Source organism: Desulfogranum aggregans, from assembly GCF_055398265.1.
Map to the genome: position 1 here is coordinate 2,586,762 of NZ_AP042447.1, position 23,200 is coordinate 2,609,961.

Here is a 23,200-nt window from a genome sequence, read left to right on the forward strand (position 1 = left end):
GCCTGTATGCGTTACAGGGTTGCCTCCACTTCATCAAGAACAAAGGCTTCCAGGTGATCCCCCAGCTTGATGTCATTGAAATTTTCCACGCCGATGCCGCATTCGAAACCGGTGAGCACTTCTTTGACATCATCTTTAAACCTTCTCAGGGAACCGACCTTACCCGTATAGATAACCACGCCGTCACGCAGTACGCGTACATTGGCATTACGCTCTATTTTGCCATCAATAACCGAGCATCCGGCAATCGTTCCTACCTTGGGAACCTGAAAGGTATCTCGGACCTCGGCGGTGCCGATGACCCGTTCCTCAAACGTCGGTTCCAGCATACCGAGCATCGCTTTTTCAATGTCCTCCAGGGCATGATAAATAACATCATATGATCGGACATCGACCTGTTCCCGTTCTGCCAGTTCCTTCACCTTAACGGTCGGTCGAACATTAAACCCGATGATAATGGCATCCGAGGCAGCAGCCAGGTGAATATCGTTATCGGTAATCGAACCTGTTCCTTCATGCAGGACCCGGACCTTGATCTCACTGGTGGAAAGTTTTTCCGCTGCCTGACCAAAGGCCTGCAACGTACCCTGGACGTCGGCACGCAGTATGACACGCAGCTCCTTGACATCCTGCTCGGCCATTTTTTCAAACAGGTTATCCAGTGAAACCTTGGATGCAGACGCAAGTTCGGACTCACGTGCCTTGAGTTGCCGCGAATGAGCCAGCGATTTTGCCATTTTCTCACTGGTAACGACAACGAATTCATCACCAGCTTGCGGTACCCCTGAAAGACCTTGCACCTCTACAGGAATAGCCGGCCCGGCCTCGCTCACGTTCTCTCCGCGCTCATTGGTCAGCGTACGCACTTTGCCGCTGAAAATCCCGGCCACAAAATTATCACTGTTTCTCAGGGTTCCTTCCTGAACCAGAACCGTTGCTACCGGTCCGCGCCCTTTGTGGAGCTGGGCCTCGATCACGGTGCCTTTGGCCTTTCGGACAGGATCGGCTTTCAATTCAAGGATTTCTGCCTGCAGCTGTATGGACTCCAGCAGTTCATTGATACCAATACCTTTTTTGGCAGAGGTCTCGCAGTAAATGGTATCTCCCCCCCAGTCTTCGGGAAGCAGGCCGAATTCACCAAGCTCCCGTTTGACACGGTCGGGGTCTGCATTGTCCTTGTCTATCTTGTTGACAGCCACCACAATCGGCACATCAGCGGCCTTGGAGTGAGCTATAGCCTCTTTGGTTTGGTCCATGACCCCGTCATCGGCAGCAACGACCAGAACAACAATGTCGGTCACCTTTGCGCCCCGGGAACGCATTTCAGTAAAGGCAGCATGGCCTGGGGTATCGACAAAGGTCAGATCGCCCGAGGGAGCCTGCACGTGGTAAGCACCAATGTGCTGGGTGATCCCGCCTGCCTCACCAGTTGCGACATCGGTTTTTCTGATCGCATCGAGGATGGACGTTTTCCCGTGGTCAACATGCCCCATGACCGTAACCACAGGAGGTCTGGGCAGCGCCTCTCCCCCTTTTTCCTGCTCAAGTTCCTGAAATGCCTCCATCTCCAGTTCTTCAGTCATGGCCTGTTCAACTTCATAACCGAAATCACCCGCGACCAGGGTCGCCGTATCCACATCAAGAGCCTGATTCAAGGTAGCCATAACGCCAAGTCTCATCAGCGCGGCGATAACTTCATTGGCCTTGACTCCCATCCGTTTGGCCAAGTCCCCGACACTGATCGTCTCAACAATTTTCACCCGCCTTTTGATGGCCTTGGCCTCAGCAGCAGGTTGCTGTACATTTTTTTCCCGACGTCCGCCGTCTTTTTTCCGCTTGCCTTTCCGCGGTCGCATGTACTCAACATCGCCCCCCTGGTTGAAGTCGAGTTTACCTCGACCCCGCTTGCCGCCTTTCAATGGCTTTTTCCCTCGGGCTTCATCTCCTTCCGACTGGATAGCGACCACTCGTTTCCCTTTTTTCTTCCCTTTGACACCAGAGGGTTGAGACGGTTCCTGTCCGGCCATAGGCGCACTTGGCCGTGCCTGCGTCCCGGGACGGACCGGCCGACGGGCGGGTCTGGATCGTTTTTCGGTCGGCTGAGGGATCTCTACCCTGCCGACGATCTTTGCCAGTTTTTTCGGCTCGTGTTGCTTTTTCTTCGCCTGAACCATTTCCTGTTCATCTTTATTTTCCGACGGTTGCTCCAGAGCACTCTCCAGCTCAGACTCACTGCTCGCCTGTTCGGCCCCTTCAGCCGACACGGAGTCTGCATCGGTAGCGGCGGTATCCACTTCCACCGCTTCTTCTGCAGCCGATGCTTCGGACCGCTCCTCAACTCCCTGTTCGGTCTCACCACTGTACTGGTCTTCTCCGGACAAGTCAGCAGCGTGGACCTCTTCCCCGGCAGGTGTTTCCGCTACAACAGGCGGGTGATCAGATTCCAGATCGTCGGCAGGCACCGCTTCAACAACGGGAGCTTGAGGCGATTCATCACCCGTTTCCTCCTGCCGGACCAAGTCCTCTGCTTCTTCCTGACGCTTTAAAGCCTCTTCCTTCTGGGCCTTTGAACGGCGCCGCACAACTGTTTTCGGTCGTTTTTTCACCACTGTTGAGCGATCCTTCAGGTCAATCCGTCCTTCACCCGTTCCAGATACGGCATTTTCTTTTATTTTTTTTCGTATATCCGCTGCCATATCATCATCGACTGTCGAGCTGTGACTTTTTATAGGGTATCCCATAGCTATCAACTTATCAGCCAGCTCCTTACTTTTTAATCCGGCCTCTTTTGCCAGTTCGTACACCCGGACCCTACTCATTGCATGCTCCTGTCTTCTTTAACGCGTCAAACTGTAAGGCGAAACGCTTGTTTCAGTACTCTCTTGTTCTTTATCAACCGACTGCGGCACCGTTCATTCTCACAACAATACAGGCCGCGTCCAGGAAGGCGTCGGAGAGGGTCATCGACCAGCTTCCCATCCTGCAGGCTTAGTCGAATCAACTCCTGCTGCGGCCTTTTTGCTCCGCACCCCCGGCATGTCCGCTCAGGATAGCGTGGTTCAGGATGCCTCACCTTCAGGCTCTCCCGACTCACCAGATTCTATTGGCTCCACAGACTCGGCTGGTGCGACGTCCACCGTCGACCCACCTTCTTCCACTCGGCTTTCAGGCTGAAGAGCATCTTCCTCAGGGGGTTCCTGCTCTGCGACAGGCTGATTCTCCACTGCCGATGTGTCCGTTTCCTCCGGCACCGGCGCAAGCGCTGCTTCTTGGAGAAGAGCGGTTGCCTGATCGGGATCGACTCGTGCAATGCTCATCAACTGTTCTTGCTCTGTTGCCGCCAACTGGGCAGCCGAGGTAATTCCGGCAGCGAACAGACGATCGGCCATGCCTTCATCAACCCCTTCCAGAGCGGTCAGGGTGGCATATCCCGGGTTTTCCATGTTGGAATAGCGCTGTTCACTCTTGACGTCAATTCGCCAGCCAAGCAGGCGGGAGGCCAACCTGACATTTTGTCCCTGCCGCCCGATTGCCAGTGATAACTGGTCATCAGGGACTACCACCAGCAACGATTTTTTTTCTTCATCCACGATCACCATGGAGACTTCCGCAGGTGCCAGCGCATTATACACATACTTGGCAGGATCAGGACTCCAGGGAACAATATCGATACGCTCTCCCTGCAACTCCTGGACGACATTCTGCACTCGTGAGCCTTTAAGCCCCACACATGCCCCAACTGGATCGACATCCGACTCGATGGAGGAAACAGCGATTTTTGCTCTGAAGCCAGGTTCTCGACTGGCCCCCATGATCTTCACCACGCCCTCGGCTATCTCGGGCACTTCAAGTTCGAACAGTTTCACCAGAAACTCATTACAGGTACGGCTGAGAACCAGCTGGGCATCACGTGATTCCTGTTTAACCTCCTGCAGATAGGCTCGAATGCGGTCCCCCTGCTTGAACGATCGTTTCGGAATCTGGCCGTCTCGCGGTAGAACGGCATCGGTCCGCCCGAGATTAATGACCATGTTCCCCCGCTCAAAACGCTGAACGATACCATTGACGATGGTTCCTTCCCGGTCACGAAACATATCATAAATAACATCACGCTCCGCATCGCGCATGCGGTGAATAATCACCTGCTTCGCCGACTGCGCTGCAATACGGCCCAGATCAGCGATGTTATTCATTTTCTCACCAAGATCATCTTCCAGCTCTATCTCCGGATCAAGGCGCCGGGCGTCTTCCAGGGAAATTTCCGTTTCCTCGTCAAAGACCTCTTCTACAACTGTTCTGTACTGGAAGACCTCTATCTCGCCCAAATCTTCGCTGAACTGGACCTCTATATCCCGGCGGCTGCCGTATTTCTTGCGTACGGCAGACCGTACAGCCTCTTCGATGGCGTCCACCAACAATGTTCGGTCAATACCTTTGTCTCGGCAAATCTGGTCAATGATCCGTTTTAAGTTTTCTGTCCCTACCATCATGTTATTCACTCCTGCTTCGACGATCACGGGATGACCGTGGGCTATCGTCTTGGCACATTCAGTTCGCCCACACCTCGTTTACAGGGTGAGGCGCGCCTTGGATATATTGTGCATATCCAGCAGTAATATCTTGCCGTCCTGCTCCAGAACAACCGCTTCGCCTTCAACCCCTTTCAATAGCCCGGTAAACACCTTCTGGTCATTGAGCGGTTCATGTAATTTTATTCTTGCTTTTTTGTCTGCAAACCGGATGAAATCCTCTTTTCTTTTCAAAGGACGCTCCGCTCCTGGAGAGGAAACTTCCAGTGTATATGCGTGATCAATGAGGTCTTCCACTTCGAGATAAGAACTCACTTCCCGGCTGACATTGGCACAATCATCGATGGTCACGCCCTGTTCCTGATCAATAAATAAGCGCAACACCCACCCATGATTTTCTCGCCTGAACTGCACCTCAACCAGTTCCAGTTCCATCTCACGTAACAGCGGTTCTGCAAACCCCGTTATTTCATCAATGATCTGATTTCCTACTTTTTCCACGGTTCGTTATGACCTTGCCGCGTCATCTTCCCTGTTTACGCGACGTACAATCTCCGTTTGCTAGACAATAAAAAAAGCGGGCAGAGCCCACTTTCACGTACACCGAAATCTCGGCGTATGACAACCCTGGCAAGCCCCCACAGCCTGTTCACAGGCCTCGACTTTCCGTGGAGCGGGCAACGGGGCTCGAACCCGCGACCCCAAGCTTGGGAAGCTTGTGCTCTGCCAACTGAGCTACACCCGCCCCTGAGCCTACCAAAGTCCCTAAGCTTAACCTGTCACCTATCATTTGTCAAGCAACAACAAAATGATGAAGTTTTCGTACCCCATGGCATCTCACCGAGATGCATACCACGGTGACCGCCTCCGGCCTCCTGGCGGTTCTTCACCCGCACTGCAGCATGGATTCCCTCGTTTACCGGTACAGGAATATAGTGTATACACACAACCATGGAAATCATCACCAGCCATATCAACGCAGACTTCGACAGCTTCGCTTCCATGGTCGCGGCAAAACGCCTCTACCCTCGGGCAGAGCTGGTTTTCCCGGGATCTCAGGAGAAAAAAGTCAGAGAGTATCTCGCACAACAGTTCCGCAACATTTATGCCTTTAAAAAAATAAAGCATGTCAAGTTGCCTGAAGTTCGTCGTCTCATTATCGTCGACACCCGTCAGCCGGAGCGCATAGGCGAACTCAGCAACTGCCTGGGCAATCCTGGACTGGATATTCACCTCTACGATCACCACCCTGCCTCGCCCTCTGACATCCGGGGCAATTACGAAATAGTAGAGGAAGTCGGCTCAACGACTACCATTTTCACCGGTCTTTTTCAAGAGCGGGACATTCTCCCCACTCCTGACGAGGCGACCCTTATGGCGCTGGGCATTTACCAGGACACCGGCAATTTCCTGCACTCCTCCACCCACTCCCGGGATATGTTGGCTGCAGCCTGGCTGCTACGGCATGGGGCCAACCTTGACGTGGTAAATCAGTTCGTTGCCCGCGAAATGAGCGCCCAGCAGGTAAATCTCCTGGGCAAGCTGCACAGCAACGCCGCCACCTACCCTATCGGTTCAACTAATGTTGTACTCACCAAATTAACCGTCTCGGAATACATCGACGATTTTTCCGCCATTGTTCAGCGATTAATGACCATGGAAAATATCGATGCACTTTTTGCCCTGATTGATATGGGTGAACGGATTTACCTGATTGCGCGGAGCAGGATCCCGGAGGTCAATGTTGGCGCCATTGCCCGTGCATTCGGCGGCGGAGGCCACGCCTCAGCTGCCTCGGCAACCGTTCGGGAAATGACCCTGTTCGAAGCCGAAGAAAAGCTCATTCACCTCCTGCACCGGCACATCCGCCCCAAAGCCATTGCCGGAGAATTGATGTCCTCACCGGTGATTGCCGTCACACCCAACGTCACCATTGACGAGGCCAACCGGCTTATGACCCGATACAACGTCACGGTCCTGCCGGTTGCCGAAAACGGAGGCAATCCGGAAAAAGGGGACCGTCCCACCGGATTCCTGGGAATGATCTCCAGAATGGTTGCCGAAAAGGCCATCTATCACAAACTAGGGGCCCTGCCGGTAGCCGAATATATGACCACCGAGATAGCCACCCTGCCGGAAAACGCCACTCTGGCCGACATTCAGGAACTGATCATTGAAAACCGTCAGCGACTGATCCCGATTGTCAAGGAAAGGGAGGTTCTCGGCGTCATTACTCGCACCGACCTGCTGAACCTCCTGATTAGTGATCCCGCACACCTACCCGCAGACCTGCTCCAGGAAGACAACAGGCCATCGGTCAAACGAAGCCGGAATCTCAGCGGCATCATGACCCAGGTGCTTCCCAAAGCTACGGTTATACTGCTGAGGGATATTGGTGAGTCAGCTGCGTCCATGGGATATACCACCTATGTGGCTGGCGGCTTTGTTCGTGATCTGCTCCTGCACATCAACAACACAGACATCGATATTGTGGTTGAAGGAGACGGCGTTCATTTTGCCAAAGCCTATGCAGCACAAAACAACGCGTCGGTTCGCACCCATGAAAAATTCCAGACAGCGACCATCATCTTTCCAGATACGACTCGAATTGATGTCGCCACTGCCCGCCTGGAATATTACGAATATCCAGCGGCCATGCCCACCGTAGAACTCAGCTCGATCAAGCTGGACCTGTATCGACGTGATTTTACCATTAACGCCATGGCGATCCATCTTAACCCGCAGCGTTTCGGCACGCTTGTCGATTACTTCAATAGCCAGAACGACCTGAAGGAACGTCGCATCCAGGTACTGCATAACCTGAGTTTTGTCGAAGACCCTACCAGAATTTTCCGAGCCATCCGCTTTGAAGGCCGACTTGATTTTCAGATAACCCGGCACACCGAAAAACTGGTGAAAAACGCTGTCGTCATGCACCTTTTTGACCGGTACGAAGAACCGCGTTTTTTTTACGAACTCAAACTCATTCTCTCTGAAAACAATCCCCTTACAGCGCTCAGGCGACTTGCCCAGTTCAAGCTCTTCCCCTTTTTGTGGCCGGACCTGCGACCGAACCTGAAGATTGACCGGCGCTTTGTTCACTTCATCACCCAGGCCAATCGTGCCATCTCCTGGTACAAGCTGCTTTATCTGCCTGAAGAAATAGAGTCCTGGATGGTGTACCTGCTTGCTATCATGAGCCGGTCCAGAACCAAAGAGCTGCAAAATTTCTGTATCCGTTTTGATTTGCCGCCCAGGGATCGAAAAAAGCTGATCCAGCAGAAAACCGACGTGGAGCGTATTGCCCGGGATATGATGAAGCGACCGTTCATGAAACCCAGCGAGATATATTGGCTGCTAGCCGATCTGGACAATGAAGGGTTGCTCTACCTGATGACCATTGCCAGAAAAAAACACATTCAGCAGGCTGTGTCCTCCTTTGTCACTCGCCTCAGGGACGTAACTCCCGTTATCGGTGGCAAGGAACTCATTGATTTGGGGTACCGGCCTGGGCCTGGTTTCCGCTCCATGCTCAACCACTTGATCGAAGTACAGCTCGATGGTCAGGTGAGCACCTCTGACGAGGCGATCAACTTCATCACCAGCAACTACCCCCGCCACGACAATCGACCACTGTAGCCGCTGTAAATTCTCCTCGATTTTTTCTTTTTAGGCCTTATGGTGTGCTCACTCACAAAAAGATCCGGAACCCTTGCCATGCTTACACATCACCCCTGACGCACGATGCAGCTTAACACCTTTATTCAGCAGTTCATACTCCTTGCCCCGCCATTTCTGTTTGCGCTCACGCTCCACGAACTCGCCCATGGCTATGTCGCCTACCATCTCGGCGACCCTACCGCAAAAAATGCCGGTCGCCTTACCCTCAATCCGCTCAAGCACCTTGATCCGCTGGGTGTGCTGGCGTTTATTATCATGAAAATTGGCTGGGCCAAACCGGTACCGGTTAACCCTTCCTATTTTCGCGACCCGCAAAAAGGCATGCTCCTGGTAGCCCTTGCAGGGCCAGGGGCAAATATTGTCCTTGCCGTAGCCAGTGCCATCCTGGCCAAATTTTTTGTGATGCTGCCGCTGCTGCCACTCTTTATCCTGCAGCCTTTAGTCGGCATGCTGGTGGCATCCGTCTGGATCAATATCATGCTTGCGGTCTTCAATTGCCTTCCAATCCCTCCGCTTGACGGCTCCAAAATGCTCCTGGGTCTCCTGCCGCCAGCGGCGGCAAGGAGCTTTCTCAAATTGGAGCCATTTGGATTCATCCTGCTCCTGGTGCTCTTTTACACCGGTATCATCCCCCGGCTGATCATGCCGATTATCCACTTTTCCAACAACCTCCTGCTCGGTTAACCAGTGAAAAACCGGAGCACCGCCCCAAATAAAAGAGGAGCAGCCTAGGCTGCTCCTTTTTCTGGCCGGTTACAGCGCCCGACATACCTTATTATATTTTCCAGGTGAGTCCAAAAGTGAGTAGGTGCGCTGCGGTATCTGTAAAGGTGCCGTTAATGGTGTTCTGGACAACACTCCGGTCATCTTTGTTGTCATACAGGTAGGCAATCCCCAGTTCGAGATTTTCTGAAGCCGCATACCGAAGCCCAATGGAATAGAGCTGGGCATCGGCATCCGGCAGCTCAAAACTGACGGTATCGTCAGGCTCCGGATTCTCATCGAGGGCAAAGCCGAGCATGAGCACAAAATCGTTTTTAAAATCGTATTCAATGCTCACACGAAAGGTATCCGTATCCGACCATCTTCTTTCCAGAGGTTGATCAAAAGCCGCAAACAATACCGGATTGCTCAGCGGTTCATCGTAATTGAAATCAAGCGTTTCATATTCCGACCAGTAAGTCCGATCATACTCCAGCTCAACGGTCAGTTGATCAAAAAAGGTATATGCCGCAGAAAGAGCCAGAACGGCCGGAACCGGAACCGAAACCTCTGCATCGCCACTGTAGGCACCAGGCCCGAAGGTGGTGGCGAGATCGGCTGAACCGGAAACATCCAGGTCAACTCTCGAGCGATAGCTCACAGCCAGATGCAGATCTTCAACCGGCCGGGCGGTCAGCGAGAGGTTATAGCCCGCTTCCCAGGTATCACCTTCCAGATCCCGGCTGATTCCGGCCCCCATGGAGGTCATGCCAAAACTCTTCACCTTGCCGTCGGCATAGAGTGCCCGTAATCCGAGACCGATGGCGAACTGCTCACAAAATTTATAGGAAAGGGTCGGATTGAACTCAAACACCTTTAAGGTGAATTCTTCGGCAAAGGTACGGGGAAAGGGGTCCTTCCACTGCTTGGACAGGCCGGCGGGAGCGGTAAAAGAAAATCCAAGCCGAAAATCGCCATAATAGGGCGATACAGCAAAAAAAGTCGGCAGAAAAAAATTCTCCTCTTCCGAGTTTCCACTCAAGGCAGGATTGCGGTTATCAGTATAGGAGATGGCAGCAAGATGTATCCAGGTTCCATCCAGTTCAAGGTATCCCCGGTCATCCAGCCAGGACATATTTGCCGGGTTAAAGTACGCCGCGTCTGCTCCGGGAGTATAGGCTACATACCCACCGGCACGTGCGGTGGAATTCACCGATTGCTCAGGTATCCTCCACCCAGAACCGTATGCTGTCCCCGTAACGGCAAGGAAAACTGTTGCCACCGCCACTGTTTTTTTCATCTCTCCTCCTTTGGCTGCATGCCCGATCAGACATGCATGGTATCTGATGAATACAGATATCGTTTAATCTTGTGCGTCGCCGTCTTGATAAAAGGCTCTCTTCGCTCAAGCACCCGCGAAAGCCGGGAAGATGGCGCCAGCTTCTCATTAACTTCGACCCGCATTTCTTCAAGGACCGAAGCAATATACCGGTGCCGTTGCGACCGGCTCTTGCCGACAGTTTTGCCGTCAATAAACTCATAATCGGGGTACACCCAGGCCTCAAGCACTCCCCGGTTCTCGACCACCAGTGATTCAACGACAAACGGATACGCATTTACCCGGTGCTCAATCGCCTCGGGATACACGTTTTCCCCGTTGGAAAGCACGATAACCGATTTTGACCGCCCTCGTATATGCAGATTGCCGTCACTGTCTATATATCCAAGATCACCGGTTTTCAGCCATCCATCCCCGGAAAAGCTCTCCTGGGTTGCTTCCGGATCATTGAGGTAGCCCTGCATGATGTTCGGTCCTCGAACAACGATCTCGCCGATGCCCTCGCCTTCGGTGGCATCCTCGATCCTCACCTCAACCCGTGGAATAGGCTTCCCCACCGAGCCAAGCCGCACGCTCCTATCACCATGGGGTCCGCCGGCAACCAGGGGAGACGCCTCGGTCAGCCCATAACCTGCCAGAAACGGAAAGCCGGCATCACGAAGAAAAACTTCTACCTCCGGGTTCAGCGCCGCTCCGCCGATACCCATGAGCTGCATTCTCCCGCCGAAAAATTCAGTCAATCTTGAGCCGATCTTGCGGTAAATCAACTTTCTTCCCATGTTGAATCGACAGGCAAACGACAACATTTTACTCTTTTCCACCGCCGGCAAGACCCGTTTTTTATATATTTTCTCGATCACCAGCGGTACCACGAGCATCACATGCGGTCTTTCTTTGGCGCAAATCCGCTGCAAAACGGCCGGGGTTGGAGTTTTGCCGGCATAGACAATGCGCCCCCCGGTTAACAGGGGCAACAGGAATCCCACCGTGAACTCGTAGGTGTGGGAAATGGGCAAAACCGAGAGGAAGACCCACTCCGGCTGAATATCCATGACCCCGCTTGCGGAATAGGCATTGGCACACAGGTTCTCATGGGTCAGCATGACGGCCTTGGAAAACCCTGAGGTTCCAGAGGTATACAGGATGGAGGCCAGGTCATCGGGCTTGACAACAGGGAAAGTAAGGGTCTCTTTCTCTGCTTCCTCCCCAAATTGAGTAAGCGCCTCATCAAGAAAGCTGCCAAAAGGACGGTGGGCAATCAACCCTGTGTCATCCATGGAGTCGTCCAGAGTGACAACCGTCGTCATGTCCTTTTTCAGATCATATATTTTCTCCATCTGGCGCTGAGAGAGAAAAACCGTATTGCACTCCATCTCCTTGAGGATATGGTGGACATCGGCTTCCGGCAAGTCCGGAAGAATCGGAACGGCATGTGCACCCAGCCTGACAATGGAAAAATAGACAAGCCCCCAATAGTGAGAATTTTCGCTGAGAATGGCGACCCTGTCGCCACGCTTCACTCCCAGCGAGGCCATATAGGCGGCCACGCTCAGTATCCTGACATGCAATTCCTTGTAGCTCTGCGGTTTTTCCAAAGCCATGCCTATGGCCGGCAACTGACGAAACCGCCGACAGCTGATGTCGATAAGGTCGTTTAAGGTAAGCGCATTTTCCTGGATAGCCGGGAGGTTTTCGGCAGTATTGGCATCAACGGACTCGTGCGCCCCTGGTACCTTTATAGTCATCCTTTCTCCTTCATGCTGGCTGTTCAACGGGCGTTGACCACCCAATCCTAATTTGCTCTGTTGTTACCATAAACTACGAGAGTTTTCAAAGGAAACAGGGGGCAAATGACTTGACAGCCCCTTAGCCCTGAATGTAAAATTTCACTCTTTTTGCAACTGCTCACCATTGATCGACGCACACAAAATGCTCAAAGGCACAACTCTTTTTCTGCTCCTGCTCCTGCTCTGTCCCCTGCTCTATGCTCCGGAGCTTGATGCCGCTCAGTTGCCGGTGCTTTCCACGCCCGGCAAACAACGCATGGAAAGCCAGGCGCCACCGGCAACCGACCGTCCTTCGACTTCCCGGCCGAAAACGCCAGGAAAAATCGTCACTCTTGGCTCCAGAAACTCCCTCTCCCGGGTAAAACGCGCAGTTGCACCTGCAGGCAAAAGCAGCGTGAACCTCCCTCATATCCACAAACAGATAAGCTCGAAGAGTGTTATGGTTATGGATGCTGCAACCGGTGACACGCTTTTTGCAAAAGCCCCTGATCTCCCCCGGCAGCCAGCATCAACCATCAAGGTCCTCACTGGCGCCATTGCACTGAAAATACTACAGGAAAACGAAAAAATCAGCGTCAGCCGCAGGGCATCACAAATGCCCGCCTCCAAGGTCTACCTGGACCCGAAAAAAGAGTACCCTGCGACCGATTTGATCAATGCCGTCCTCCTCGCATCAGCCAATGATGCAAGCGTCGCGCTTGCTGAAAAAATCGCGGGTGATGAAAAGAAATTTGCCTACATGATGACCCTCAGGGCAAAACTCTGGGGCGCGAAACGTACTATTTGTAAAACAGCCTCCGGTCTCACCGCCAAAGGTCAGCAATCCACAGCACGGGATTTAGCCAATATTTTCCGGCATGCAATGCACAATACGGAATTCGCCCGTCGCATGAAAAAACGCAAAGCGGTCACTACCGAAGGCAAGACACTCTACAATCACAACAAGGCGCTATGGCGCGTAAAGGGGACCCAGGCGGGAAAAACAGGGTATACCGCTGCTGCCCGTCAAACCTATGTTGGCCAGTTTTCGAGGGATGGGGAGACTATTATAGTGGCGATCATGGGAAGTGAAACCATGTGGAGCGATGTGAAAAAACTGGTGGATTACGGCTTCAAGAAAAAACAGCAGATCCGTTTGGCTGAGGCCGCAGGGCAAGGGTCGGACACGACCCTCAATTAACCGGCAAACACCGTCACACAGCGTTGGGGCTGCGGGGTGCAGCCCCCGGCCCCTATGCCTTTTCCAACTGCTGCCGTACCAGGGAGAGAAGGGCATCGCGTTTAAACGGCTTTTCCAGAGTCGCGATATCCCCCAGGTATCCGGCCATGGTCAGGTAACGTTCCGCCTTGATCGCTCCGCCGCCGGAAATGGCGAGGATATGAAGTTCGGGGTAATCCCGTACAAGCTCCATGATAAACTTGAGCCCGTCTTTCACCGGCATGATCATGTCCGTTATCACCAGATCAAAGGAATAACGGCCAACCAGCGACATGCCATCCTCGCCGTTCTCGGCGGTATGCACTTCGTATCCTTCCTGCTCAAGCATCTGTGTTAGCATTGTACGAATCTGGTCTTCGTCATCTACAACTAATATCCGCTTCAATGGACACAGCTCCTGGTAATGAAATGGGGATTAACTTGTATACCCCCTCATCATAGCAGTGAGACGAGCAGGCGATCAACTGCTTTTTCCTCTTTTTTTACTTTTGCCTCCTGCATAACCGTCCGAAACCACCGGGAATGGTACCAGACGCGTAGAAAGCTCTCCCGTGCTTGAAATCGACGAACCAATACCCCCCCGGTTTCCGGGTGGCATCAACAAAGATAAACGGCTGCGCTGCGGAAAAGCAGGGATGAACATACTGATCTTTAGCGTTCTTTTCCTGCTGCATCAGAGAAAGGGCTTCGGCTACTGTGGGCATTCGCCAGTCAGCGTAGCCGGCGAACTGTTCACGATTGACCCTCTCCACCTCTTTTCTCAGGGAACGATTACTCATGATATCAAGTCCTTCCCGCTGCCACATCAGTCCTGACCGCACATCGACGACCGTGAGTCCGTCACCGCTGTCGGCAAGACAGGGTTGGTAGGTGCCTGCAGGGTTCCGCTCATGATCGACAAGGTTATACCTGATTATCAATGCCTCCACATCCGCCTCGCTCAACTCCGCCGGCTGATCAGGAAAAACCACCGATTCTCCCCTGAAATCGGTCTCCTCAACACTTGACAGCCCCGACTTGCCAAGCACTTCCTCCCCCTCCTCTTCCAGGGGGACAATGTAGGAATCATCCTCTGTTTCAATCACATGTTCCATCAGCCACTGCCTGAGGCGTTCATTGATCGGATGGGTCCGCTCAAACAGGGCAACCTTCCCCTGCTCCTGGACGCACTCCTCTACCATATCCCGGGGAGCCAGGATCTCGGCAACAACTCTGGCATGCTTAATACCGCGTTCCATAAGGCACAGCTTAGGCGGCTCATCCCACGCATCAATAAAGAAGTAGTACACACGCTCTTTTCCACTACGGACACGCTCTACACCTCCCCAGCTTTCAAAGGTACCGAAAGTATATTCCGGAGTCATGTCCCAGTCGATGGTTGGTATTCCTGGAAGTTGCAGTTTTTTAAACAGTCCCATAGCCTCTCCTTGAGTAGTTGGAAAAAATGTGAAACCAGGTAGAGTAGTAGTGCTTGATGCATACACCTCGTATTATCTATAATGATTATTAATATCAGGTCAAGGTGAACACCATGTCCCAATATCCTTCCGGACTGCCTCTGCCGCTTGGCGTCTCCGTCACTCCCGCAGGAGTGAATTTTGCGCTCTTTTCCCGGCATGCAGAAGGGGTTGTGCTGCTGCTGGAAGCGGAAAAGACGAAAAAAAACAACCGGCTGAAGGTACACCTTGATCCGGACCTGCACAAAACCGGAGACATCTGGCACATTCTCCTCCCTGAGCTGCAACCTCCGTTTTTCTATGGCTACAGAGTTTCCGGCCCATATGCCCCGGAGAACAGCGGCCATTGCTTTGATGACCGCCTGGTGCTCCTAGACCCGTATGCCAAAGAGCTTCGTTCCCCACAGTGGACCAAGGGATGGCAGGACCTGGGCCGACGTCCATACTGCCGGGTGCAATTGCCGCAATTCGACTGGGAAGGTGATCGCCCCCTCAACATCGCTCTCAAAGATTCCGTTATCTACGAACTGCATGTACGCGGCTTTACCCGCCACCCCTCCTCAGGAGTTGCCCACCCCGGCACCTTTATGGGGATCACGGAAAAGGTCGACTACCTGCAGCAGTTGGGCGTTACTGCAGTGGAGTTGATGCCGGTAACGGAATTCAACGAAAATGAATCACTGTTCACCAACCCCAGCACCGGCGAACGATTGAAAAACTATTGGGGCTACAGCCCGCTCTCCTTTTTTGCCCCCAAAGCAGGATACTGCAGCGACCCCAGCCAGCCGATCAATGAATTTCGAAACATGGTCAAGGCCCTGCACAAGGCGGGAATAGAGGTGATTCTTGATATTGTCTACAACCACACCGCCGAAGGTGGCCTGGACGGCCCTACCACCAGTTTCAGGGGTATCGACAACACCATCTACTACCTGCTTGACCCCTGGACTCGGGCCTATCTTAATTTCTCCGGATGCGGCAATACCTGCAACTGCAACCACCCCATTGTCCGCAACCTGATCATTGACGCTCTCCACTGGTGGGTAGTTGAGATGCATGTGGACGGATTCCGCTTCGACCTCGCCTCCATCCTGGGCCGGGACTCTACCGGTAAAGTTCTGGCCAACCCGCCCATGGTGGAAATGATTGCCGAGGATCCGGTCCTGGCCACTACCAAAATCATTGCTGAGGCCTGGGATGCGGCAGGGCTCTACCAAGTCGGCAGTTTTTCCACTCATCACCGCTGGGCCGAATGGAACGGCAAATTCCGTGATGATGTTCGCTCGTTCATGTGCGGCCACAAGCATACAGTTGCCCCGCTGGCGACCCGCATCGCCGGCAGTTCCGATCTGTATCAGCACAACAACCGCAGGCCCTGCAACTCGATCAACTTCATCACCAGTCACGATGGATTTACCCTTGCCGACCTGGTCAGCTACAACACCAAGCACAACCGCAACAACGGCGAGGACAACCGTGACGGTGAAAATCATAATATCAGCTGGAACAGCGGAGCTGAGGGACCAACGACCGATCCTGCGATCATTGCCCTTCGTTCCCGCCGCAGCCGGACCATGCTTGTCCTGTTGTTTCTCTCCCAGGGGGTCCCCATGCTGGTGGCCGGTGATGAGTTCGGCAGAAGCCAGCAGGGAAACAACAATGCCTGGTGCCAGGACAACGACATAAGCTGGATTGACTGGACCTTGCTGGAGCAAAACCATCTGCTCTTTCGCTTTGTTCAGCGGCTGATTCATCTGCGGCGAACCCATGTGGTGTTCAGAAGAGATGAGTTCTTTCTCACCGCTGACAATGAGGATGAGCCGCCGCATATGCAGGAAATCAGCTGGCACGGCATGCTGCCGGGACAACAGGACTGGTCGGGCAACTGCCATACCCTCAGTTTTCTGCTCAATGGCTCCCAATTACCCGAGCCTGATGATGATTTTTATGTCATGCTGAACGGCAGTGCTGACCAAACCCGCTCCTTTGTGGTCCCGGCACCGCCTTTCCGCTCCCACCGTCGGACATGGAAAAAGGTTATCGACACCGGTGCAGACGCTCCGGACGATGCCCTGCTGCTTGCGGAAGCTCCGGAGGTAAAAAACGGGAATATCCTCACTCTGCGCAATATGGGGTGTATCGTGCTGCAATCCGCCCCTGTGCGGGCTCACCAACAACCATCATTACTCTACTGACCATGAAAACTATACTCATGCTGGGCGACTCACTCGTGGAATGGGGCGACTGGGAGCAACTGCTGCCGGAGTACACAACTATCAATCGCGGGCGTGCCGGCGAAACAACCGAGGGACTTGCCGCCCGACTGTTCGACGAGCTCAACAGCGTTCCCGACCCGGACGCTGTGCTGCTGCAATCAGGCACCAACAACCTGCTCCTCGGCTTCCCGCATTTTCCGGCGGTCCACTCGGGAATGGTACCCACCATTCGCTCTTTCTACCCGACCACTCCAATCATCATCACTTCACTGATGCCTATGCCCATCGTTCCTTCCAACGAACTGACAGCAGTCAATGACCAGTTGCGCGAAGTGGCCGAGGCAACGGAACACTGCTTTTTTCTGGACATGGTCCCTCCGTTCACTCAATACTGCCTTCCCATCACCCAGCCGGGTTTCCTCAACGATCAAGTCCACCTGAGCACCCGGGGCTATCAAGTATGGGCAAAAGCAATCCGCCAGCAGCTCGAACGGATCGAAGAAAAGGGGGAGCGTTGACAAGCTTTAGGCTTCAGCTTACTAGTGTATCAGTCGCCGGTGCCCAGAGTGTGTTACCGGTGTTGGAAACATTTGCCGGCTACGCGGCAGAACACGTCTTTTTTGGAGGTATGCACAATGAACCGATTTATGAGCGTGCTCAGCGCGGTTGCCCTTCTCCTGTGGGCCACCTCGAGCATCTCAGCGCAGCAGGAGCTGACCGGAACCATAACCGAGACCATGAACACCGGCGGGTACACCTACCTGCAACTGGATGGAACATCGGGCAGCGTCTGGGTTGCCATTCCGGAAACCGCCGTCACCAAGGGGGCGACAGTCACTTGTCTTCCGGGCATGGAAATGCAGAATTTTGAATCCAAGACCCTCAAACGCTCTTTTGCGTCCATCTTCTTTTCCCCCGGCCTTGCCAACGCCCAGGAACTGCCGGCAAAGGCTCAGCAACCGGTAAGCGAACAGCAGCAGCCCCAGGGCACCAGTTTTTCTGAAGCACTCCAGGCCGAGCAAAAAGCCCACGCCTCCGCTCCAGGCGGGCCGGTGCTGACGGAACAGTCGCCCGGCAGCCTGGGAGCCATAGTTCCATCCAAGGACATCCACATAGAAAAAGCAGAAGGAGCAAACAGCTACACGGTCGGCGAGTGCTACGCCAAAGCCGACGAGCTTAATAACAGCCAGGTAACCGTGCGCGGCAAGGTGGTGAAGGTCTCCACCATGATTATGGGAAGAAACTGGATCCACCTTCAGGACGGTACCGGAAATCCGTTGCAAAATTCACACGACCTGGTCGTTACTACCCAGGCTACGCCTGTTGAAGGAAACGTGGCCACCTTCAGCGGCACCCTCCACGCAAACCGGGATTTCGGGGCCGGCTACAAATACGCGGTAATAATTGAAGAAGCCACTCTGCAATAACCCTCAGGACGACGAGTTAATGGAAGAGAAGATACCCCCCGGTCATATCGGGTTTGATTTTGATGGAGTGATTGCCGATACGGCAGAAACCTTCCTCCGTATCGCCTGCGAAGAATATGAACACTGCGGGATAGAACTCGAACAGATCACCCGTTTTCAGTTGGAAGAATGCATCGCGGTGGAACCAAGCCTTGTTGACACCATCTTCACCCGGATATTGCAGGACTCGGTCGGTACGCGGTTACAGCCGATGGAAGGGGCTATCCAGGTGCTGTCGGAGTTCAGCGCCCATTCCCCTGTCACCATTATCACCGCCCGTCCTTTGGCCGGACCGGTATATGACTGGATGCAGGAACACATGCCCCCGTCGCTGGTGGCACAAACGCGGCTTATCGCCATGGGAAATCATGACGACAAAGCTCGTCATGTCCGCCGACTCAACCTCTCTCATTTCATTGATGATCGGGCAGAAACATGCAAACAACTGGAGGAGGCCGGTGTCAGGTCAATCCTCTATGCTCAGCCCTGGAACCGTTCCCACAGTGGGCTGCCGTCCGTACAGGATTGGGAGGATATCAGACAGCTTTGCCTTTAACGCTCCATTTGAAAAGAGGAGCAAACCACACCCTCAACTCTTTGCAGCTCTGCCCACTATGAACTGTCCTGTATGCAACACACCGGTTACCGTCTATAGAAACCCAGTACCCACGGTGGACATCATTGTGGAACTCCATGGCGGCATTGTCCTGATTGAACGCAAAAATGAGCCTCTCGGATGGGCGCTTCCCGGAGGCTTTGTTGATTACGGAGAGTCATTTGAAGCGGCTGCCTGCAGGGAGGCAAAAGAGGAAACCGGGCTGGAGGTTACGCTGCGCGAGCAGTTTTACACCTACTCGGACCCGCAAAGAGACGCTCGCCAGCATAACAGTTCAACTGTTTATATCGCTACTGCCCAGGGAGAGCCTGTCGGAGCTGATGACGCCGTCCAGGCCCGCGTCTTTCACAAGGGGAACCTGCCGCATCTGGTCTTCGATCACCGACAGATTGTGGAAGACTATTTTCACTATATCCGCACAGGCAAGCGCCCGCCCGTCATGAGGTGACATGCGAAACAGGGGAGGCATGCCGTGAAGCGTCCCCTGCGCTTTTCACCTTACAGCACTGCTGTGAGCAGCAGGTAGGTCACCAGCCCCATACCTATGGAGCCGTAAATCAGCATTCATGGCGTGCAGTTGTCTGCTGCTTTCCTCCGGATAAACACAAGGGTTGCGCCTCCGACGACTACCGCTGCCGCCAACACAAAAAATTCTTTCACTTTCAGCTCCTCCGCTTTTTCGCTTACCCCCGCACCCGGACCCCGCTCTTCTTTCTCAACCGGATGGCTTTGGGCGTCACTTCCACCAGCTCATCATCATTGATATATGCTATGCATTCCTCCAGGCTCATGTCAACCGGCGGCGTCAGCACAACCGCATCGTCGCTGCCGGATGCGCGGACATTGGTCAACTTTTTGCCCTTGGCAGGGTTGACAACCAAATCAGCAGGACGACAGTTTTCTCCTATAATCTGTCCCTGATACGTATCCACCCCTGGCCCGAGGAACAGTTGTCCCCTCTCCTGAAGATTGAACAAGGCGTAGGCAACGGTGGTACATGGCTCTTTGACCACCATCACCCCATTGACGCGCTGCTGCAGCTCGCCGGCATAAGGCCCCCACTCGGCAAACACATAGTTCATCACGCCCATCCCCCTGGTATCGGTCAGGAACTGAGAGCGGTAGCCCAACAGCCCGCGGGTGGGCACCTTGAACTTCATCTTTGCCATCTGATTTTCCACCTGCATGTCCAGCAAAACGCCTTTGAGTTTTCCCAGTTTCTCGATAACGATTCCCTGATACTGCTCATCCACATCCACCGACAGTTCCTCATACGGTTCCAACAGTCTGCCATCCCGCTCCTGCATAATGACCTGAGGCCGGGTAACCTGAAACTCGTACTCCTCCCGTCGCATCTTTTCTATCAGTATGGAGAGGTGCAGCTCCCCCCTGCCCGAAACCTTAAAACCGACCCCTTCGGTCAGCGGTTCGACCTGCAGCGCAACATCAGCCAGGGTCTCCCGGGCCAGGCGTTCCTCGAGATGGCGCGAAGTCACATATTTCCCGTCCTGGCCGGCAAACGGCGAGTCGTTGGGAATAAAGTGCATGGATATGGTAGGCGGATCGATTTCGATCAGCGGCAATGGTCGCGGGTCTTCGGGGTCTGTAAAGGTGACCCCAACAGTAACGTCTTCCATACCGGCAACAGCCACAATATCTCCTACTTCAGCATGCTCTACCGGAACTTTGCGGTCGCCGTCAAACAGAAAAATTTTGTTGATGCGAACCGGCGAAACCGAACCGTCACGGCGGGCGACAACGAGACTGGAGCGCAGATCCAGGCGTCCATTGACGACCTTACCGATCCCCAAACGTCCCATATACTGCGAGTAGTCAATGGTATTTACCTGCAATTGCAGCGGTGCATTCGGATCTCCGGAAGGCGGCGGAACATGATCGACAATCATATCGGAGACCACCTGCATTCCGGTAGACGGGGTAACCTCCTCCTCCAGCTCTCTGATAGCATATCCGGCCTTGGCCGAGGCATAGACAACGGGAAAGTCCAGTACCTCATCCGGAGCATCCAGGCGAACCAGCATGTCAAACACCTGATCAACAACCCAGTCGCACCGGGCTGCGGGCTTATCGATCTTGTTGATGACTACCAGAATCGGCAGCCCTGCGGCCAATGCTTTCTTGACCACAAAAAAGGTCTGCGGCATGGGTCCTTCCTGGGCATCAACAAGCAACACCGCGCCGTCCGCCATTCGCAGCACTCGTTCCACCTGACCACCGAAATCTGCGTGGCCGGGAGTATCAATGATATTGATTTTATGCCCACGGTGCATGTACGACCCATTTTTCGAGGCGATGGTAATGCCGCGCTCCCGCTCCAGGTCCATGGAATCCATCAACCGTTCCGCCACCTCCTGATTATCGCGGAACATACCGCTCTGACGAAAAAGCTGATCAACCAGGGTCGTTTTTCCATGGTCGACATGGGCTATGATTGCTACGCTACGGATTTTTCCTTGTTCCATCGTTCTCCCGCCTCTGTCAGGAATTCCCTCGTCATCCCTCTCGGAATGATCTCAATCTCTAAGAATATATAGTATTTCAGGTACCGGGTTGCTTGCCTGCGCATCTTGCCTTCTTCCACTAGAAAACTCTTCTTCTCGCAACACAGCATGAAGCAACACCGGTAGATCAATTGTCCTGTGAAAAAAGCGCTGACTCTACAGGAATGGACAATAAAACACAAGCAAACTCTTGGACCAGCGGAATTTCGGGCAGATATCGATTGCCTGCCCAGCAGCAACTCGTCACAGCCTGGTGAACAGCTCTTTTCGTTTGGCAGCGGAGCGGCGCAGCACCGGTATCCGCTCATCTACATAATCGATCACCCTGGCCTTTTTCCCTGGCGCCGGACGCATGATCCTCCCCACCACCTGAAGCAGACGACCGGCAAACTTGATTGGCGTCGCCAGCATCAAGGTTGTCAGCCCCGGACAGTCAAAGCCTTCGCCTATGAGCTGGATGGTCGCCGCCAGCACCTCCACCTGCCCCTGGAGCACCTGCTCCACAATCTGCTTTCGCTGCTCATTACCGAGCTGTCCGGTAAGGAGGACCGATCTCACCCCCTTCTGTCTCAGCAGATCAGTCAAGCTTTGGCAATGGGCCACCCGGTCTGATACCAGAAGGATCGTCCCCTGGTGTCCCGTTGCAACCAAGGATGCGGCGTCTTCGGCAATCTGCCGGTTCCTGGCCTCGTCTTTTGCCAGTGCTTTGATGAGTTTGGCATAATCACCGCGAAATCCATAGGTAAATGCCGTCGGCCGCTGCGCGAACTCCGGCACCACCACCGCACCGCTTGCCGCAAGAGCAGCTCCGTCCACTGCGTGTACCCTGTCCCCCATGTAGGTGTAGATCAGTCTGGTCATGCCGTCTTCCCGGCGAAAGGCCGTTGCCGACAGCCCCAGCATGTAATAGCTGTCAAAGGCGCTGACCACGTCGGTAAACAGACTCGCCGGTACCCGGTGGCATTCATCGACAATAAGTTGGCCGAATCGTGAGGGCAACGCGTCGAGATGGCGGCGGGCCGTATTGACAATGGCCACTGTAATAGGCTGAAGATCCACCTTACCATCGCCAGCCTGCCCTGCTTCTAGACCGAGGAACTGCTCGATCCGCTCCTTCCATTGCAGCAGCAGCTCTTTGGAATGGACAATAATCAGGGTAGGCTGTTTCCGCCTGGCAATAACAGCAAGAGCCATGACCGTTTTTCCCGAACCGGTACCGGCCTCAAGCACACCGAATGCATGACTGCAGACAGCCTCTACCGCCTCCTCCTGGTACGGGCGCAGCATGCCGTGAAAATCGACATCAAAAGGATCAAGCATGCGTCGCCGGTCGAGCACCCGGGGTGAGGCGCCTGTCAGACGACGACACAGACGAACCGCCTGATTTGCATATCCCCTGGGAAAACACAGGCCCTGCCCCTGCTTCCTGAAAAAGGAGAGGGTCGGCTTCAGTTGTTTACCGATCCATCTGCCATAGCGTTTGGCCGCCGTGTACTTGGGATTGTCAATGGTCAGGGCGGCGCAAATTGCCTGCTGCAGGGCGGGAGAGGCGCCACGCAGACAACACTCTGCGGCAACCTCCATCTCAATGGGTTCACGGTCCGCCTTGTCTTTCTGCCCACTCTCTGGTACCTTCCTTTCACCACCCTGTTGCATACTTTCTCCT

18 protein-coding genes and 1 tRNA gene are annotated in these 23,200 nt (G+C 53.9%); 8 read left to right on the top strand and 11 right to left on the bottom strand.

The annotated features are described in order from the left end of the window. Nucleotides 1–11 precede the first annotated feature (11 nt). From infB to ACZ52Z_RS11515, 5 genes are all read right to left on the bottom strand, one after another. Nucleotides 12–2,819, bottom strand: coding sequence for a translation initiation factor IF-2 (gene infB / locus ACZ52Z_RS11495; protein ID WP_464266931.1), 2,808 nt, complete (start codon nt 2,817–2,819; stop codon nt 12–14). A 26-nt stretch (nt 2,820–2,845) separates the two neighbouring features. Next, nucleotides 2,846–3,094 (bottom strand): YlxR family protein, encoded by a 249-nt coding sequence (locus ACZ52Z_RS11500; RefSeq protein WP_464266932.1) that lies wholly within the window; start codon nt 3,092–3,094, stop codon nt 2,846–2,848. Beyond that, complete coding sequence (gene nusA / locus ACZ52Z_RS11505; protein WP_464270786.1) at nt 3,060–4,487, bottom strand: transcription termination factor NusA; 1,428 nt, start codon at nt 4,485–4,487, stop codon at nt 3,060–3,062. Before nusA ends, ACZ52Z_RS11500 begins: the two co-directional genes overlap by 35 nt. An 81-nt stretch (nt 4,488–4,568) precedes the next feature. Continuing rightward, complete coding sequence (locus tag ACZ52Z_RS11510) at nt 4,569–5,030, bottom strand: ribosome maturation factor RimP (RefSeq protein WP_464266933.1); 462 nt, start codon at nt 5,028–5,030, stop codon at nt 4,569–4,571. A 168-nt stretch (nt 5,031–5,198) separates the two neighbouring features. Further along, nucleotides 5,199–5,274, bottom strand: a tRNA-Gly gene (locus ACZ52Z_RS11515). Nucleotides 5,275–5,480: 206 nt separating this feature from the next. Here ACZ52Z_RS11515 and ACZ52Z_RS11520 point away from each other — a divergent pair. Together ACZ52Z_RS11520 and ACZ52Z_RS11525 are read left to right on the top strand one after the other, a co-directional pair. Beyond that, on the top strand, nt 5,481–8,168 hold the full coding sequence (locus tag ACZ52Z_RS11520; protein WP_464266934.1) for a CBS domain-containing protein: 2,688 nt from the start codon (nt 5,481–5,483) through the stop codon (nt 8,166–8,168). 105 nt (nt 8,169–8,273) lie between these two features. Next, nucleotides 8,274–8,894: a site-2 protease family protein gene (locus tag ACZ52Z_RS11525; RefSeq protein WP_464266935.1), complete on the top strand. Its 621-nt coding sequence runs from the start codon at nt 8,274–8,276 to the stop codon at nt 8,892–8,894. 91 nt (nt 8,895–8,985) lie between these two features. Here ACZ52Z_RS11525 and ACZ52Z_RS11530 read toward each other — a convergent pair whose 3' ends face one another. Both ACZ52Z_RS11530 and ACZ52Z_RS11535 read right to left on the bottom strand, forming a co-directional pair. Next, nucleotides 8,986–10,212, bottom strand: coding sequence for an OmpP1/FadL family transporter (locus tag ACZ52Z_RS11530; protein WP_464266936.1), 1,227 nt, complete (start codon nt 10,210–10,212; stop codon nt 8,986–8,988). Nucleotides 10,213–10,238: 26 nt separating this feature from the next. After that, nucleotides 10,239–11,996, bottom strand: a complete 1,758-nt coding sequence (locus ACZ52Z_RS11535; RefSeq protein WP_464266937.1) for an AMP-binding protein — start codon at nt 11,994–11,996, stop codon at nt 10,239–10,241. A gap of 184 nt (nt 11,997–12,180) precedes the next feature. On the opposite strand from ACZ52Z_RS11535, the gene ACZ52Z_RS11540 reads away from it, so the two are divergent. After that, nucleotides 12,181–13,218, top strand: coding sequence for a D-alanyl-D-alanine carboxypeptidase family protein (locus tag ACZ52Z_RS11540; RefSeq protein ID WP_464266938.1), 1,038 nt, complete (start codon nt 12,181–12,183; stop codon nt 13,216–13,218). A 52-nt stretch (nt 13,219–13,270) separates the two neighbouring features. Here the strand turns inward: ACZ52Z_RS11540 and ACZ52Z_RS11545 are convergent, their stop codons facing one another. Continuing rightward, the gene (locus tag ACZ52Z_RS11545) at nt 13,271–13,642 is read right to left on the bottom strand and encodes a response regulator (protein ID WP_464266939.1); all 372 of its coding nucleotides are present in this window, start codon (nt 13,640–13,642) and stop codon (nt 13,271–13,273) included. 97 nt (nt 13,643–13,739) lie between these two features. After that, a complete protein-coding gene (locus ACZ52Z_RS11550) occupies nt 13,740–14,675 on the bottom strand; it encodes an Lcl C-terminal domain-containing protein (protein WP_464266940.1) in 936 nt (311 codons plus the stop codon). A gap of 113 nt (nt 14,676–14,788) precedes the next feature. On the opposite strand from ACZ52Z_RS11550, the gene glgX reads away from it, so the two are divergent. The 5 genes from glgX to ACZ52Z_RS11575 all read left to right on the top strand — a co-directional run bounded on the left by glgX (nt 14,789) and on the right by ACZ52Z_RS11575 (nt 19,460). Next, nucleotides 14,789–16,909 (top strand): glycogen debranching protein GlgX, encoded by a 2,121-nt coding sequence (gene glgX, locus ACZ52Z_RS11555; RefSeq protein ID WP_464266941.1) that lies wholly within the window; start codon nt 14,789–14,791, stop codon nt 16,907–16,909. A gap of 2 nt (nt 16,910–16,911) precedes the next feature. Next, the gene (locus ACZ52Z_RS11560; protein ID WP_464266942.1) at nt 16,912–17,448 is read left to right on the top strand and encodes a GDSL-type esterase/lipase family protein; all 537 of its coding nucleotides are present in this window, start codon (nt 16,912–16,914) and stop codon (nt 17,446–17,448) included. 117 nt (nt 17,449–17,565) lie between these two features. Further along, on the top strand, nt 17,566–18,357 hold the full coding sequence (locus ACZ52Z_RS11565) for a DNA-binding protein (RefSeq protein WP_464266943.1): 792 nt from the start codon (nt 17,566–17,568) through the stop codon (nt 18,355–18,357). A 19-nt stretch (nt 18,358–18,376) separates the two neighbouring features. Then, nucleotides 18,377–18,952 (top strand): 5' nucleotidase, NT5C type, encoded by a 576-nt coding sequence (locus tag ACZ52Z_RS11570; RefSeq protein WP_464266944.1) that lies wholly within the window; start codon nt 18,377–18,379, stop codon nt 18,950–18,952. A 58-nt stretch (nt 18,953–19,010) separates the two neighbouring features. Further along, on the top strand, nt 19,011–19,460 hold the full coding sequence (locus ACZ52Z_RS11575; RefSeq protein WP_464266945.1) for an NUDIX domain-containing protein: 450 nt from the start codon (nt 19,011–19,013) through the stop codon (nt 19,458–19,460). Nucleotides 19,461–19,695: 235 nt separating this feature from the next. Here the strand turns inward: ACZ52Z_RS11575 and typA are convergent, their stop codons facing one another. Both typA and ACZ52Z_RS11585 read right to left on the bottom strand, forming a co-directional pair. After that, on the bottom strand, nt 19,696–21,495 hold the full coding sequence (typA, locus tag ACZ52Z_RS11580) for a translational GTPase TypA (RefSeq protein ID WP_464266946.1): 1,800 nt from the start codon (nt 21,493–21,495) through the stop codon (nt 19,696–19,698). A gap of 282 nt (nt 21,496–21,777) precedes the next feature. Continuing rightward, nucleotides 21,778–23,190, bottom strand: a complete 1,413-nt coding sequence (locus tag ACZ52Z_RS11585) for a DEAD/DEAH box helicase (RefSeq protein ID WP_464266947.1) — start codon at nt 23,188–23,190, stop codon at nt 21,778–21,780. Between the last annotated feature and the right edge of the window lie 10 nt (nt 23,191–23,200).